The sequence below is a fragment of the Vibrio chemaguriensis genome (genome assembly GCF_012275705.1).
GTDB lineage: Bacteria > Pseudomonadota > Gammaproteobacteria > Enterobacterales > Vibrionaceae > Vibrio > Vibrio diabolicus.
Genome location: NZ_SHOE01000010.1, coordinates 36,350 through 51,407, shown reverse-complemented (window position 1 = coordinate 51,407; position 15,058 = coordinate 36,350). Strand labels below are relative to the sequence as shown.

Genomic DNA, 15,058 nt, shown 5'->3' with positions numbered 1-15,058 from the left:
TGAGAATAAAAAATGCCGCGACTCTGTCGCGGCATTTTTCATGGTTGGGGGAACTCAATTCATACTGTTTACCAGTATTTGAGTCAGGTTGACTAAGTCTGACTCTTGAACCAACCAGTCTCGGCGGCCAAACCGAAAGGCAGCTATGCCATTCTTAAGACAAGATGAAATCATCACCTTTTCTTAATCCTAGTTTATGAATATGAAACTGTGATGAACCTAAGCCGCATTGTGCTGATTTTCACTGTTTTCAAGATCAAATGAGGCATCTATCAGTTTTTTCGTGTAGTCATTTTTAGGGTTTTGGAAAATATTTTCGGCTGTACCTTGTTCCATGACCTCGCCTTTTTGCATGACAAGAACACGATCAGAAAGGGCTTTGACGACTGATAGATCGTGGCTAATAAACAAGTAGCCAATGTTATGCTTTTTCTGCAAATCTTTCAGGAGATCAATCACAGTCAGTTGAACCGAGCGGTCCAATGCAGAGGTCGGCTCATCAAGCAAAATAAACGAAGGTTCAAGGATCAGTGCTCGCGCGATAGCAATACGCTGACGCTGGCCTCCTGAAAACTCGTGCGGATAGCGGTTGATGGACGCGGGATCTAAGCGAACCTCTCGAAGCACGTCGCGTGCTTTCTGCATACGTTCTTTTTTACTCAACGTTGGCTGGTGGACAGTTAATCCTTCAGTGATGATCTCGCCGATAGTCATACGAGGAGAAAGCGAACCATAAGGGTCTTGGAACACCATCTGAACGTCTTTTTTCAGCTCAAAACGTTCTTTGTTTGTCAGCAAAGCCATATCTTGGCCTTTGTATTCGATTTTACCTGTGGATGGCAGGAGGCCTATCAGTGCGCGGCCGAGGGTAGACTTGCCTGAACCGGATTCCCCAACAATCCCGAGTGTTTCCCCTTGTTTGAGCTCAAGAGAAATGCCTTTTACGGCTTCGAAGTACTCATTTTTACTGGCAATAAAATGCGACTTTATCAAGAATTTGACTCGTATATCGTCAGCTTTTAATAGTTGTGTAGCACTCTCGCTAATAGGGTCCTTACTGCCTTTTGGAATCGAGTTGATCAGCATACGTGTGTATTCGTGCTTTGGGTCTTCGAAGAGTGTTTGCGTTTCGCCTTCTTCGACGACTTCCCCTTTACACATCACAATGACACGGTCGGCAAAGTGTTTTACGACGCCTAAATCATGAGTAATAAATAGGATTGCCATGCCCATCTGAGCCTGAATTTCTTTAATCAGGTGCAGCACTTCTGCTTGAACCGTGACATCTAACGCGGTGGTTGGTTCGTCGGCAATTAAAATATCGGGTTCGTTAATCAATGCCATTGCAATCATGATGCGTTGCAACTGACCGCCAGAAAACTCGTGCGGATATTTGCTGTACGCTTTCTCTGGCTCTGGCATGTGAACCAGTTCAAACAGCTCTAACACTCTCGCTTTGGCTTTCCGTCTATCCACTGGACGGTGGCACATGATGGCCTCAGCAACTTGGATCCCCACCCGCATGTATGGGTTCAGTGAGGTCATCGGCTCTTGAAAAATCATACCGATACGATCACCGCGAATGCTTTGCATTTCACGCTCCGTTTTATCCAAGATGGAGCTACCCTCAAACATGATGGATGAGTTCGTATGCAAAATAGCGTTGTCTGGCAATAGTTTCATCAATGCATTGGTTGATACTGACTTGCCAGACCCAGACTCGCCAACGATGGAAAGCGTCTCGCCTTCTTTTAAATCGAAGCTAACATTCTTTACTGCATCGACGATCCCATCGTTTGTCGTAAAGCTGACCGATAGGTTATTCACCGAAAGAATGGTTTTAGAAGACATCACAGATCCTTGTGGTTGATAAAGCAAATGAAACACAAGCAATGGGCTGCGCTAAGTCTGGCAGACCTCATTGCTTGGATTCTAGATTAATTGTACAGGTGAGAAGGCGAAGGCTTTGCCGAACTCATCGCTTGCAAATGCAAAAACTGCTCATGTGCGCGCGTCACATGGTCTAGCTCAATCATCCATTGAGCATTGCGTTGAGCAGAGCAAAATGCCGCCATATGAGCTAACAAGTCTTCACTTTGTTGACCAAGTAAATGACCCACACGCTCAATAAGTTCATGATTCTCTAGTTGCAAGAATTGGAACAGTGCGTACGTTTGATTGAGTGTTGAAAAAGCATCGTGCTGCAATCCGAGTTTGTTGAGAATCTCCGATTGTGCGACGCACGCATCTCTCAGCCCGGTGATGAGACAGACAAACTGACAAGGTTTGGTTTGAGCATTTTCGAGCGCCGAATGAATGTGGTTGGGTAGATTGCTGAGTACATCGTCGTATAAACGATGTGCCTCGGGCCAGTGGCCTTGTTCCATCAATTGCTCTGCTTTCAAGTAGCGCATCCAGCATTGCTCAATATTCATGTCCATCTCCACAAGAGTTGATTTGCTTTGATATTAAATGAAATTGATTATCAATTGCAAGTGCGTGTTGATATCACTTTTGTGCTCATAAAATGTCCAATCAAACTAGGGTGGAAGGTAAATCACTTAAAATTAAGCAAATAATCTCTACACTCAAATGACGAAAATAAGAAAAAAGGAAGTGGATATGGCAATACTAAGATTGGAAGCTAAGCAGCTATATTCTGTAGCAGATCTAGAGAATATGCCATGTAAGTCGACCAAGGAGTTACCTCCAATTGATGAGATTGTGGGCCAAGAGCGCGCGCAAAAAGCGGTCGAGTTTGCGATGTCCATCAAAGAGAAAGGGTATAACATCTACGCCATTGGTCAGAATGGGCTAGGTAAACGCACCATGATCCTGCGCTATCTGAATCGTCACCAGCACGATGCAGCAGCCTTGTTTGATTGGTGTTACGTTGCGAACTTTGAAGATACCCGCACACCCAAGGTATTGAAGCTGCCTTGTGGTATCGGGAATAAGTTACGTGTTGATATTGAGGCCTTAATGGGCAAACTACTGAATGCTTTACCCCTAGCGTTCGACAATGAAATGTACTTTAGCCGCGCTGAGCGATTAAAAAACCAATTAGCGGCGAAGCAACAAAACGAACTGGACCGCATTAGCCGAGAGGCAAAAGAGAAAGGCATTAGCTTGACGCTTACCACACAAGGCGATTATCAGTTTGTTGCCATGAATGGTGATGAGCTTCATACGGAAGAGTCTTTTGATGCACTAAGTAAGAAAGAGCAAGAGCAGTTCAGCGATGCCATTGATGAACTCGAAGCGCGGTTACGTTCGATGGTCCGTGAACTCACAGAGTGGGAAGAAACTTACAGCGACAAAATCAAAAAGCTTAATGATGAAGTGACGCTCGATGTGATTACTCACTTCATTAAAAAGCTCAAAGTGGATTACGCGGAATATTCTGAAATCAAAACGTACTTAACTGAGCTGCAAAAAGATATTGTTGAAAACGCAGATATCTTCCTTGATCAAAGTGGTGAGCAAGGCGAAATTGCGACGGCGTCGTTGGATAAAAAATTGCCACGTCGTTATAAAGTGAACGTATTGGTAAGCCGCAACAGCAGTGACTTTCCTATCGTTGTTGAAGAAAACCCTAATTACCATTCGCTCTTCGGTTCGATTGAGACAGCCACTTTCAAGGGAACCGTGTTTACCGACTTTTCGCTGATTCGTGCGGGGAGTTTGCATAAGGCGAATGGCGGCGTTCTGTTAATGGATGCACAGAAAGTGCTTGAACAGCCTTACGTTTGGGATGGTTTGAAGCGCGCACTGCGTGCTCGTCAATTGAGCTTTACCTCCCTAGAAAAAGAAGTGACATTGACAGGGGCGGTATCACTCGATCCCGAGCCTATCCCGCTCGACATTAAAATCATTCTGTTTGGTGACTACCGAACTTATCAATTGCTGCAGCATTACGATCCAGAGTTCAGTGAGTTGTTCCGAGTGACAGCGGATTTTGAAGATGAGATGAAGCGAACGCCAGAGTCGGAACTGCACTATGCGCGCTTTATTTCTAGCGTCGTGAACGACAACAATATGCTGCACTGTGATAGAAAGTCCATGGGACGGATTATCGAATACAGTTCACGCTTGTCTGGTGATCAAACCAAGCTATCACTCCACTCTGCCAATATTGCGAATTTATTACGTGAGTCAAACTACGTTGCTCGTCAAGCCAACTCCAACATGATCCGTATCGGTCATGTGGAAGAGGCGCTCAAGAACCAAGAAATGCGAGTGAGCCGATTACGCGACAACGTGATGGAAACGTTTGTTAACGGTACAACCTTGATTCGCACTGAAGGGAAGGCTATCGGTCAAGTGAATGCCCTCTCGGTATTAAGTACCAGCGACTACATGTTTGGCGCGCCGAATCGCATCACCGCGACGACGTGTTACGGCGATGGGGATGTTATCGATATCGAACGCAGTGTGGATTTGGGCGGCAGTATTCACTCTAAAGGCGTGATGATTCTATCGGCCTACTTGTCTTCCGTGTTTGGTAAAACGGCGCGAGTACCATTAACCACAACGATTACGTTTGAGCAATCTTATGGTGGTGTCGACGGTGATAGTGCCAGCATGGCAGAGCTATGTGCTGTGGTGTCTGCTTTTTCAAAGCAACCAAACCGACAAGACATTGCGATTACAGGCTCGATGAATCAGTTTGGTGAAGCTCAGCCGATTGGTGGTGTGAACGAAAAAATTGAAGGCTTTTACGATGTGTGTGTGATTAAAGGTCGTCATGAAGGGCAGGGGGTCATTATCCCGCAATCTAACGTTCACAACTTGATGCTCCGTTCCGACATCGTGAAAGCAGTAGAAAAAGGTGAGTTTAATATTTGGGCGATTGATCATGTCACTGAAGCCATCGAGCTGTTCACGGGGAAAGTCGCCGGTGAGCCAACCGATGAAGGTTCTTATCCAATAGATACGATTTTTGGCCTTGCTCAAGCTAAGCTCAATTCGTTGAGAAAATAGCCTAAAACCGTCCTAAATGTGAATGTATCTCATCATAAGTGATCACAATTTATCATAACGACAATATCCCGACACTACTGTCGGGATATTGTCAATAACAGATTGAAAATGGGGACTTTTTGTACTAGACAAAAGTGTGATCGACCTCTAATATTCGCCACTTGTTTATTCGTCTGGGAACTTTCCCGTCGCAAGGAAGCATAGATATTCAAATAACCGAAATGCAGCTTCAGTATTGAGAGTTGCTTGAGTTCGTTTGGATATAGGCATCACGCATACAACTGAGGTCCAGTCATGCAGTTATCACTGAAAAATTTGTCAGTACGAACGCAAATTTTGGTTCCGGTATTATTTACCGCGATTGTTTTGTTTATTGCTTTGTGGATTACTAAAAACAATCTTCAAGCTGAGCAAGATGTTATTGCTTCCAACCAAGAGTCTTTGGTTTTCCATAAAGACACTTTGGCGCGTATTGACGATGAAATTTATCCACTTCGTATTACAGCGGTTTACGCTATCTACGACGCTTCCCGTCGTGAAAATTTTCTTAATGAATTGAAAGAAGGCTTAAAGCAGGTTGAAGCTGATTTAAGTGCGATTGAAGCTCGTAATCTGTTTCGTGAAGATGCGATTAAAGTTCGCCAAGCGATCGAAGCCTATGTTCGATATTCAGAGCGCTCAGTGGCTTTCTTTAACCAGTACGATCAAGGCTTGAAGTCGGACAGTGAGTACCGTGCATTCATTAAAGAGTACCGTAATGTTGGCCGAGAAATGGTTCAACAAATCAATACTCTGTCGAAGCATGTGAATGACCAAGCAGAGCAGTCAACCATAAGAAGCCATCAACAGAATGAGCGTGTACAAAACAACGCTATGCTGACAGTTCTTGCGGTATTTGCGTTCTCATTGGTCGGGGCGTGGATCTTATCAGGCATGATTGTTACGCCTATTCAAAAACTTCAAGAAGTGATGCGTCAGTTGGCAATGGGCAACTTATCAGTTCGCGCAGATGTAGATGGTGATAACGAAATTGCGAAGCTGAGCAAAGATGTTAACCAAACAGCAGAACAGCTTTATAACACGGTCGACCAGCTTACTCGCATCAGTGAAGAGGTTGCATCGGCATCGACTGAGCTTGCCGCAGTAATGACGCAAGCAGAAGCGAATGCTCAGCTAGAGCTAGCCGAGATCGAACAAGTTGCATCGGCTGTTAATGAACTTGCTAGCACGGCAAACAACGTGAGCGATAATGCAACGTCTGCGGATTCGACAGCTCGCGAAGCTGATGGTCTTGCGCAATCAGGTCTGGCTATCTTCCAAGAGAGTGCAGAAGCAAGCGCACAGATGTCTCAGGCATTGAACGATGCAGCGCAAGTGGTACTGCGTTTAAAAGAGCAGTCGGTTCAGATCAACGACGTTATTGAAGTGATTCGCGGTGTCTCTGAGCAGACCAACTTACTCGCATTGAACGCTGCGATTGAAGCAGCGCGTGCTGGTGAGTCTGGTCGTGGTTTTGCGGTTGTTGCGGATGAAGTACGTATGCTCGCGGCACGCACGCAAGACTCGACTCAAGAGATCCAAACGATTATTGAAGAACTTCAAGCGCAGTCTGGGCTTGCGAATGACAGCATGCAAGTCAGCCTTGATATGCTCAGTCGTAACAACGAACTGACGCAACAAGCGAATGAGGCATTGGTTGGTATTACCGAGTCGGTAGCCAACATTAACGATTCAAACACGCAAGTGGCAACCGCAGCCGAAGAGCAGTCTCAAGTCACTCAAGACATCAACCGCAACGTGGTTAACATGTCTGAACTCGTTAACCAGAATGTGGCGGGTATTAGTCAAAGCGCAAGCGCGAGTACTGAGCTTTCATTACTTGCAGAGAAGCAGAAAGAGCAATTGAGCTTCTTTAAGCTTTAATTCGCTATTCGCCTAACAAAATGTATAAATCCCTGAGCTATTGCTTGGGGATTTTTTTGTTTGTGAGAAACTGATTTAAAATCAGGAAGTCTATCTAAAACAGTCATTTAGTGAAAATATTTTGCGAGCAAAATCACATATAATGAGATTGTTTTTACATTTTTTGCGTCAATTTTTTTTTGACGCGAACGATTTTTTTACCTCAACCGATAACTTGATGGTTGAGAGGTATTCATATCGTCATTTTACTTGGTGTTTTCTTCTATAAGTGCTGTTTATTCAACGCGTTGCGTGAAAAATAACAGCTGCTACTATGCCGCCAGTTTTCTCGTTGGTACAGAAAAGTCCTGTTTTTCTGGTGAGAAAATACATATAAAACAATGATATGGAAAATAACAATGAAATTAAAAACTTTAGCTGTAGCAGTGGCGCTAATGGCATCAGGATCTCAAGTTGTCGCTTCAGAACTATACAACCAAGATGGCACTTCTCTTGAGATGGGCGGCCGCGCTGAAGCGCGTCTTTCTATGATGGATGGTAAGGCAAAAGACCGTACTCGCATCCGTCTTAACTTCCTAGGCAAACAGGAAATCAATGAAAACCTATACGGTGTTGGTTTTTGGGAAGGTGAGTTCGAAACAAAAGAAGAAGGTGCCGTAGATAACAACAGTGACCTTGAAACTCGTTATGCTTATGCAGGCCTAGGCGGTAAATACGGTGAAGTAACTTACGGTAAAAACGACGGTGCATTATTCGTTCTTACTGATTTTACCGATATTATGGCTTACCACGGTAACACTGCAGCACTTAAACTGCCAGTATCTGACCGTACAGACAACATGCTGTCTTACAAAGGCCAATTCGAGCAACTAGCTGTACGTGCTAGCTACCGCTTTGCTGATCGCACAACAGATGCAAAAGGTTTTACAGACAACGAGGAAGATGGCTTCTCTCTATCTGGTATCTACGCATTTGCTAATACTGGTATTGAACTAGGTGCTGGTTATGCAGACCAAAACGATAGTGATGAGTTCATGCTTGCTGCTGCATACTCTGTAGGTGATTTCTACTTCGCTGGTAACTACACAGGCGCAGACGTGGATGTTGCAGGTGAGTCTGCGGATTACAAAGGCTACGAACTAGCTGCATCATACACTATGGGTCAAACTGTATTTACTTCTACGTTCAACAAAGGTGAGCTAGAAGATGCTGATACTGTAGAAAACCTAGCTGTTGATGTTACTTACTACTTCAAGCCTAACTTCCGTGGCTACGCATCATACAACTTCGATCTAATGGATAACGAAGGTGCTGATGAAAAAGATGAGCTAGCGCTAGGTCTACGTTACGACTTCTAAGTCGAAACTGTTATCTAAGATTCTGCCTTATTCTTAGTAAACAAAACCCCTTACTTTACAGTAAGGGGTTTCTTGTTTTCCGGGTATCAAAACTGGCCGATGCTTGGTGCTCGTTATCAAAGCTACCTTTTTAGTGTGAGTTTAGTCCCATCAAATTTTAGGTGACTCAGGAGACTTTTAGCGTTGGTTTTACCAACCTCATCAAACTCCATTCCATAGCGAGCATGGTGTGTCGATTTTTGTAAGTTACAAATACGACCTCGCAATGGCGCGAGCATGTGGCTTTCACCGGGCATGGTTAGGTCCAATGAAACGCGATCACCAACCTGAAGTGGTCGGCTCATTGGTGATGTCACAAAGCGGCACCCACTACGAGATAAATCTCTTATCTCGCATTCAGTTCGATAGGCTTCTAAACAAACGCGCGCTCTCAAATTCACTTCGTAACGTACTTCTTTACGAAGCTGAAAGACCTGCATGGTGTTAGGTAGACTTAGCACTAAAATTGGATACGGGTCGCCGAGTCGGTGCTGCAATTGCGCCCGAAATGGAATGACAGCACCTTCCCCTCGATGAGAGTACGCTTTTACATTGATCCAAAAGCCTTCTTGAAAATAGAATTTCAAGTCCTCATCGGAGATGTTCGGAACCTCTATCAATGCGGTATTATTTGAGTGACAGCCGACAAATGTGCTGGTTGTAATAAACTTGGTACCAACAGGTGTCGTGACGTTTAAACTTACTTCACTGCCATGTTCGACCATTGCCATTGCATCGGTGCTATTTAGTGTACTTGCCTGACGTTCGGGTGCCTTCTTGCTTTGCAGAGGTAGTTTGCCGTCTCTGGCAATAGGGCTCATATTTCTCATTATTATTGTCGTACCTGATTTGAGAAGGTAATGGCGTGAAGTGACAGAGCACTTCCGCATGGTGTTGATTCTATTCAGTGATATAGTTTGATTCAATCAATCCGTAACAAAAATTAGAGAGCAAGATATGCATAAAGTAACTCATGAAGTTGAAAACAACACATTTTGGGTTGGTTTAGAACAAGGTTATAAAGCCAAGGTGGTTTATCAGCTTGAGAATAATGTCATGCACATCACATCAACCGTAGTTCCTGAAGCATTACGAGGTAAAGGGTACGGAAAAGTGATGATGGAAGCGGTATTGCCAGAAATTGAGGCACTCGGTTATCAAATCAAACCAGTCTGTCCATATGTCATTCATTATATGGAGAAAAACCAAGCCTGGTCACATCTGCTTGCATGATGATGAACGACAACCACCAACGTTACCAAAGCATTGGCCAGGAGCTAAAGCTTGGGAATTATCAAGCGGTAGAAGTCATACAATCGCTATGGGGAGGCTATGGTGAGTTAGTCCGAGTTACTTATTCAACTTGTTCGGTGATCATTAAGCATGTAAAACTCCCTAAGCCTTCAGAGCATCCAAGAGGTTGGAATACGGACCGATCTCACCAAAGAAAGCTGCACTCTTATCAGGTGGAAGTGAATTGGTATACGCATTTTTCCAGAGAGGTGAGCACTCGCTGCCGAGTACCACAAGGTCTAAAAACGTTCCAATCGGAGAATGAATGGCTCATCGTGATGGAAGATCTCGCCGAGGCGGGCTTTCCAAAAGTCATCACCGATGCAAAGCTAGAACATCTACGAGCCTGCCTTGCTTGGTTGGCGAACTTTCATGCGCGCTACATCGGTGTTCGCTCGGATAAGCTGTGGCATAGCGGCACGTATTGGCACTTGGCAACCAGACCCGATGAGCTTGAGGTGCTGCAAGACACCGAGCTAAAAAATGCCGCTCAATTAATTGATCAAACGCTTTCGCAAGCCAAGTTCAAGACGCTTGTACACGGTGATGCCAAATTGGCGAACTTCTGTTTTGATCGAGAAGAATTAAGCGTTGCTGCGGTCGACTTTCAATACGTCGGACATGGCTGTGCGATGAAAGACGTAGCACTGTTCATGAGCAGCGCCGTCAAGCCAGAACGTTGTGCAGAGATGGAAGTTTGGGTCTTGGACACGTATTTTGCTCAGTTGCAACAGGCGTTAATGGTTTATCAGCCGAATCTCGACCCCAATGAAGTCGAGCGCGAATGGCGTCCTTTGTTTGCGGTTGCGTGGGCTGACTTTCAACGATTTGTGAAAGGTTGGAGCCCTGATCACTGGAAGATCAATCCTTACACAGAAGCATTGACTAGCAGAGCGCTGACTCACTTACGAAAGTGAGTAGAAGTTTAAAAAGAAAAGCCTCCAACTAGGAGGTTTTAATTTACTTTTTACTTGGCCTGATACGTGCCATGTAATAGGTATTGATGAACTCGCCATCTCGGAAGGAGCCATCAATCGCTTCGCCCTCAATTTGAAATCCATGTTTTTTGTACAGCCCAATGGCGGCGTCATTATCGGCGTTGACTTCTATTTGAATTCTTCTCACGTTTAGCCAGTTATCCGCCAGTTCAGTGACTGTTTCAATCAACTTGCTACCAATACCCAGCCCGTGGAAACTATCATGCACTCCGATGCCAAATGATGCTGTGTGCATTGTTCTCGGACGCTGCGAGTGGTGAAAGCCAATGTTACCCACTACTTTACCATCGATTTCAGCGACGTAGCTATAAACGCCTGCGGGCATATTTGACAATCGTTCTACCCACATTGCGAGCGAAGGTTTTGGGAGTTGCAGGGTTTCACGTTGTGCTTTTGGTTGTGAATAGATTTCTACGAGTGCCGCTGCGTCTTCAACGGTTGTTGGACGTACGATAATTTCCATGCTTCTCTCCTTCGCTTTTTAGTATTAATTTTCAATCTAACCACAGTTCCTTATTTTGGATAGTATTTTTTGAGGTTTGAGAGATAAACACCTTTTAAATTAGGTTGTTATAGCGATGTTTTTCTAAATTTTAGTAGTCATTTATCTTTGAATTTAGCGAATAGATTGCAAAGGTGTTGAATTATTGTACTGAAAATGGCGTGCACGGCAGAGTATCGTGGTGAATTTCATGTTGGAGGAAATAAATGGAATGATTCAAACTGTGACGACGGCACTGTACATCAGTTGACTTGAATCAATTGAGGGTGGAGTTACCTCTTATGAGGTATGGGGAAGAGGTACGTTTAGCGCTATTTATGCTTAACTTGATAAAGGAGTTTCGTTGAGGAAATAGCATGAAATCCTCTCAGTCTAAAACATCGCAAAGTCGGCGTCGATTTTTGCGTGATACTGTCCGAACTGCGGCAGGCGTTGGCGCAGCGGCGTGTGTGTTGGGCTTACAATCGCTGCAAAGCCAAGCTCGAGAAACGAAAGGTGTGCCTATTCGCCCACCCGGTGCTTTGCCAGAAGGCGATTTCGAATCAGCCTGTATTCGATGTGGCTTGTGTGTTCAAGCATGCCCTTACGACACATTGAAACTCGCGACATTACTTTCTCCTGTAGCCACTGGTTCACCTTACTTTACTGCGCGCGATATTCCCTGCGAAATGTGTGAAGACATTCCTTGTGTTGTCGCTTGTCCGAGTGGGGCGCTGGATCCGAAGCTAACCGATATTGATGACGCTCGCATGGGGACAGCGGTTCTTATTGACCATGAAACTTGCCTTAACTGGCAAGGGCTACGATGCGACGTTTGTTATCGCGTTTGTCCGCTGATTGATGAAGCCATCACGTTAGAGATGGTTCACAACGACCGAACCGGTTATCACGCCAAACTTATCCCAACAGTGAATTCCGAAGTGTGTACCGGATGCGGTAAGTGCGAACAAGCGTGCGTGTTGGATGTCGCTGCTATTAAAGTCGTCCCGACGGATTTGGCGAAAGGCAAAGTGGGCAGTCACTACAATTTTGGTTGGAAAGAGATCGACAAACCACTCGAAAATATCCTCCCTAGTGAGACGCCTGTGCCGGAAGGTGCGCTTGAATCGCTAAAAGGAGGTAAGTAATGGCAAAGAACTTAGCTCAAAATGCTGGCAAAGAAGCGGTAGAAAAGCTTGGTTGGTGGCGCGCGCATCGGTTTCTGGTTTTACGTCGGCTATGTCAGCTCACCATCATTGCGCTGTTTATGGCTGGGCCGACATTAGGGGTTCTAACCGGTAACCTCTCATCGAGTATGTTGCTCGATACGGTCCCTTTAAGTGACCCGTTAATTGTGCTTCAAGCTTTGGCGACAGGGCATATACCGGAGTTTAATGCGTTGTTAGGCGTAGTGATTGTCGTGGTGTTCTATGCGATTTTAGCACCGCGCGCATTTTGTGCTTGGGTATGCCCGTTGAACATCGTGACGGACTTAGCGGCGTGGCTGCGCCGAAAGTTCAACATTAAAGCGAGCTATCGTTGGTCTCCTGCTATTCGCTATTGGCTGATCCCTGTTTTGATGTTGGGCAGCGCGCTGTCTGGCGCGATTCTTTGGACATGGTTAGATCCAGTGGCGGCACTGCATCGCGGATTGGTGTTTGGTATGGGCGCAGGTTGGGTGCTGATCGCACTGGTGTTCGTACTGGACTTACTCTTGGTTGAGCATGGGTGGTGTGGGCACTTATGTCCACTGGGAGCTACCTATGGCGTGATAGGCCGAAAAAGCCTGTTGCGCGTTACCGCTGTTCGCCGCGAGGATTGCACGAAATGCATGGACTGCTTTTATGTTTGCCCAGAACCAGAAGTGCTTCGGCAGCCTTTGAAAGAGGGAGATCGTCGAGTTATGGATCAAAACTGCATAAGTTGTGGCCGCTGTTTGGATGTGTGTCCAGAACATGTGTTTGAATTTAAGAATCGTCTAGCAGTAAAGAATATCGATTAAGTTACGAGCCTCATCACTGGCGTTTTACCTATTTCTCTCGATATTACAACATCGCGCTTAGCCAAGGAATTGAGTGCGATGTTTATCTTCATAACAATATCCCTATGCAATATCTGCTTGGTTTGGGTTGAAAATAATAATGATATTGCGAATTTGTTACATTTGAAGCTATGATGATGCCTTCATATTTAAAGGAAACATCATGACTACCTCATCGCAAGGCTGGAGAACGCCGCAAAATTTCCTCCTGTTAATTTCCATTATCGTGCCCATTGCTTTTTCTACCTGGATGGCGTTGTTGAACAACTTTGTTATCGAGAAAGCGAACTTTGATGGCGCTGATATCGGTTTACTTCAAAGTGTTAGGGAAGTACCTGGCTTTCTCGCTTTCACTGCGGTATTCGTTTTACTTTTTATCCGTGAACAACGCTTTATGCTCGTCTCTTTGGCGATGCTTACGCTTGGTACGGCATTAACAGGTTATTTTCCCACTTTATACGGTCTACTTTTTACCACCTTGTTAATGTCCACCGGTTTCCACTACTTTGAAACACTAAAGCAGTCTTTGTCTTTACAATGGCTATCGAAAGAAGAAGCCCCGGAAATGTTGGGTAAATTTATTTCTGTTGGGGCTTTGGCTTCTCTGTTTACCTACGGTGCGATTTGGGTTTCGCTCGAACAGCTCAAACTTGATTTTAAAACGGTCTATCTAATGGCTGGTGGTTTAGGTTTTGTGCTTATTTTGGTGATGGCATTTGCCTTCCCTCAATTTAAGACCAAAGTGCCTCAAAACAAGAAATTCATTCTGCGTAAACGTTACTGGTTGTACTACGCGCTCACGTTTATGAGTGGTGCTCGCCGTCAGATTTTCACTGTTTTCGCTGGCTTCTTGATGGTAGAGAAGTTTGGCTACTCTGCCGCAGACATTACCTTGCTGTTTTTGATCAACTATGTCTTTAACTTCTTGTTTGCGAAGCGAATCGGCCGCTTCATCGGCGTTGTTGGTGAGCGTAAAGCGCTGATGTTTGAGTACGTCGGTTTGATCTTCGTATTCGTCGGTTATGGTTTGGTGCAAACCGCGGAGTGGGCTGCTGCATTGTATGTTGTCGACCATTTGTTCTTCGCGCTAGCGCTTGCTATCAAAACCTACTTCCAAAAAATTGCTGATCCTGCCGATATGGCGTCGACCGCTGGGGTTGCGTTTACTATTAACCATATTGCGGCGGTTGTGATACCTGTTACGTTTGGTGTGATTTGGCTGGTTTCTCCTGCTAGCGTATTTTACATCGGTGCAGGTATGGCGGCTGTGAGCTTACTGCTGTCACTCAATATTCCAGCGAAGCCAGAAGAGGGCAATGAGACCCGCTTATTAAAGTGGAGCTAAGTTGGTACTTACTATCTAGTAATAGAAGTTAATTACTGTTAATAGCTTTATTGAATTGGGTGCTTAGGCACCCCTTTCTTTATCCTCATGTTGTGTCTTCTATGGTTGTACATATCTATTGGGTCCGTTAGGGTTTTATACCTAAGTATGTTGAAATTGCTCGGGTACAACATGAGTCGAAACGCTAAGGAGGGTTTTACAGTGCAGGTACATGGCAGGGAGTTGGATTTAGATCTAGGAAACCGTCACGTCGTTATTCAACGTCGCTATGAGGCGTTAGGTGCTGCCAACGATCTGCTCATAGCTATTTGGTTTTTAATTGGTAGCTTTTTCTTTTTGAATGATTCGTTGATTGAAAGCGGGACTTGGCTGTTCATCGTAGGCAGCGCGCAGTTGATCATTAAGCCCCTGATAAAACTGATGAGTTTAATTCATGTTGGTCGCTTAAATAAGCAACTTTCTGGCACATCAACGAGCCGCTGAGATTACACGCCTATTTTGAACCTGCAAGCAAGAGGCTAATGAGCGGGTTATCGAGGGGAAAGAGGGAAACATAACGTGGTCACAACACTAACCACGTTATGTTCAGTTTGAAGC

Annotated in this window: 13 protein-coding genes; 9 read left to right on the top strand and 4 right to left on the bottom strand. The window is 44.9% G+C overall.

Translation table 11 applies throughout. The features are described from left to right. Positions 1-219 precede the first annotated feature (219 nt). Positions 220-1,851: an ABC transporter ATP-binding protein gene (locus EX191_RS11250; RefSeq protein WP_193447769.1), complete on the bottom strand. Its 1,632-nt coding sequence runs from the start codon at positions 1,849-1,851 to the stop codon at positions 220-222. An 86-nt stretch (positions 1,852-1,937) separates the two neighbouring features. Beyond that, complete coding sequence (locus EX191_RS11245; RefSeq protein WP_006741947.1) at positions 1,938-2,435, bottom strand: hypothetical protein; 498 nt, start codon at positions 2,433-2,435, stop codon at positions 1,938-1,940. Between the two features lie 187 nt (positions 2,436-2,622). Here EX191_RS11245 and EX191_RS11240 point away from each other — a divergent pair, with 187 nt between their 5' ends. The 3 genes from EX191_RS11240 (at position 2,623) to EX191_RS11230 (ending at position 8,264) form a co-directional block, all read left to right on the top strand. Continuing rightward, on the top strand, positions 2,623-4,983 hold the full coding sequence (locus tag EX191_RS11240; RefSeq protein WP_193447768.1) for a Lon protease family protein: 2,361 nt from the start codon (positions 2,623-2,625) through the stop codon (positions 4,981-4,983). Between the two features lie 294 nt (positions 4,984-5,277). After that, positions 5,278-6,906: a methyl-accepting chemotaxis protein gene (locus tag EX191_RS11235; RefSeq protein WP_005394881.1), complete on the top strand. Its 1,629-nt coding sequence runs from the start codon at positions 5,278-5,280 to the stop codon at positions 6,904-6,906. A 398-nt stretch (positions 6,907-7,304) separates the two neighbouring features. Continuing rightward, positions 7,305-8,264 (top strand): porin, encoded by a 960-nt coding sequence (locus tag EX191_RS11230; protein WP_005394882.1) that lies wholly within the window; start codon positions 7,305-7,307, stop codon positions 8,262-8,264. 122 nt (positions 8,265-8,386) lie between these two features. Here EX191_RS11230 and EX191_RS11225 read toward each other — a convergent pair whose 3' ends face one another. Further along, a complete protein-coding gene (locus tag EX191_RS11225) occupies positions 8,387-9,133 on the bottom strand; it encodes a flagellar brake protein (RefSeq protein ID WP_043884593.1) in 747 nt (248 codons plus the stop codon). A 127-nt stretch (positions 9,134-9,260) separates the two neighbouring features. Here EX191_RS11225 and EX191_RS11220 point away from each other — a divergent pair, with 127 nt between their 5' ends. Further along, positions 9,261-9,536 (top strand): GNAT family N-acetyltransferase, encoded by a 276-nt coding sequence (locus EX191_RS11220; RefSeq protein WP_150917649.1) that lies wholly within the window; start codon positions 9,261-9,263, stop codon positions 9,534-9,536. 2 nt (positions 9,537-9,538) lie between these two features. After that, the gene (locus EX191_RS11215) at positions 9,539-10,513 is read left to right on the top strand and encodes a phosphotransferase (RefSeq protein ID WP_414718292.1); all 975 of its coding nucleotides are present in this window, start codon (positions 9,539-9,541) and stop codon (positions 10,511-10,513) included. 43 nt (positions 10,514-10,556) lie between these two features. Here the strand turns inward: EX191_RS11215 and EX191_RS11210 are convergent, their stop codons facing one another. Next, positions 10,557-11,057 (bottom strand): GNAT family N-acetyltransferase, encoded by a 501-nt coding sequence (locus EX191_RS11210; protein WP_006741943.1) that lies wholly within the window; start codon positions 11,055-11,057, stop codon positions 10,557-10,559. A 395-nt stretch (positions 11,058-11,452) separates the two neighbouring features. Between EX191_RS11210 and napG the strand changes: the two genes are divergently transcribed. The 4 genes from napG to EX191_RS11190 all read left to right on the top strand — a co-directional run bounded on the left by napG (position 11,453) and on the right by EX191_RS11190 (position 14,944). Beyond that, entirely contained in the window at positions 11,453-12,223 is a 771-nt protein-coding gene (gene napG, locus EX191_RS11205) for a ferredoxin-type protein NapG (protein ID WP_015313573.1), read from the top strand. Further along, complete coding sequence (gene napH / locus EX191_RS11200) at positions 12,223-13,077, top strand: quinol dehydrogenase ferredoxin subunit NapH (RefSeq protein WP_193447767.1); 855 nt, start codon at positions 12,223-12,225, stop codon at positions 13,075-13,077. Before napG ends, napH begins: the two co-directional genes overlap by 1 nt. A gap of 202 nt (positions 13,078-13,279) precedes the next feature. Then, positions 13,280-14,461 carry an MFS transporter gene (locus tag EX191_RS11195; RefSeq protein WP_193447766.1) on the top strand — a complete coding sequence of 394 codons (1,182 nt, stop codon included), beginning with the start codon at positions 13,280-13,282 and terminating at the stop codon, positions 14,459-14,461. A 201-nt stretch (positions 14,462-14,662) separates the two neighbouring features. Beyond that, a complete protein-coding gene (locus EX191_RS11190; RefSeq protein WP_245151480.1) occupies positions 14,663-14,944 on the top strand; it encodes a YrhK family protein in 282 nt (93 codons plus the stop codon). The last annotated feature ends 114 nt before the right edge of the window (positions 14,945-15,058 follow it).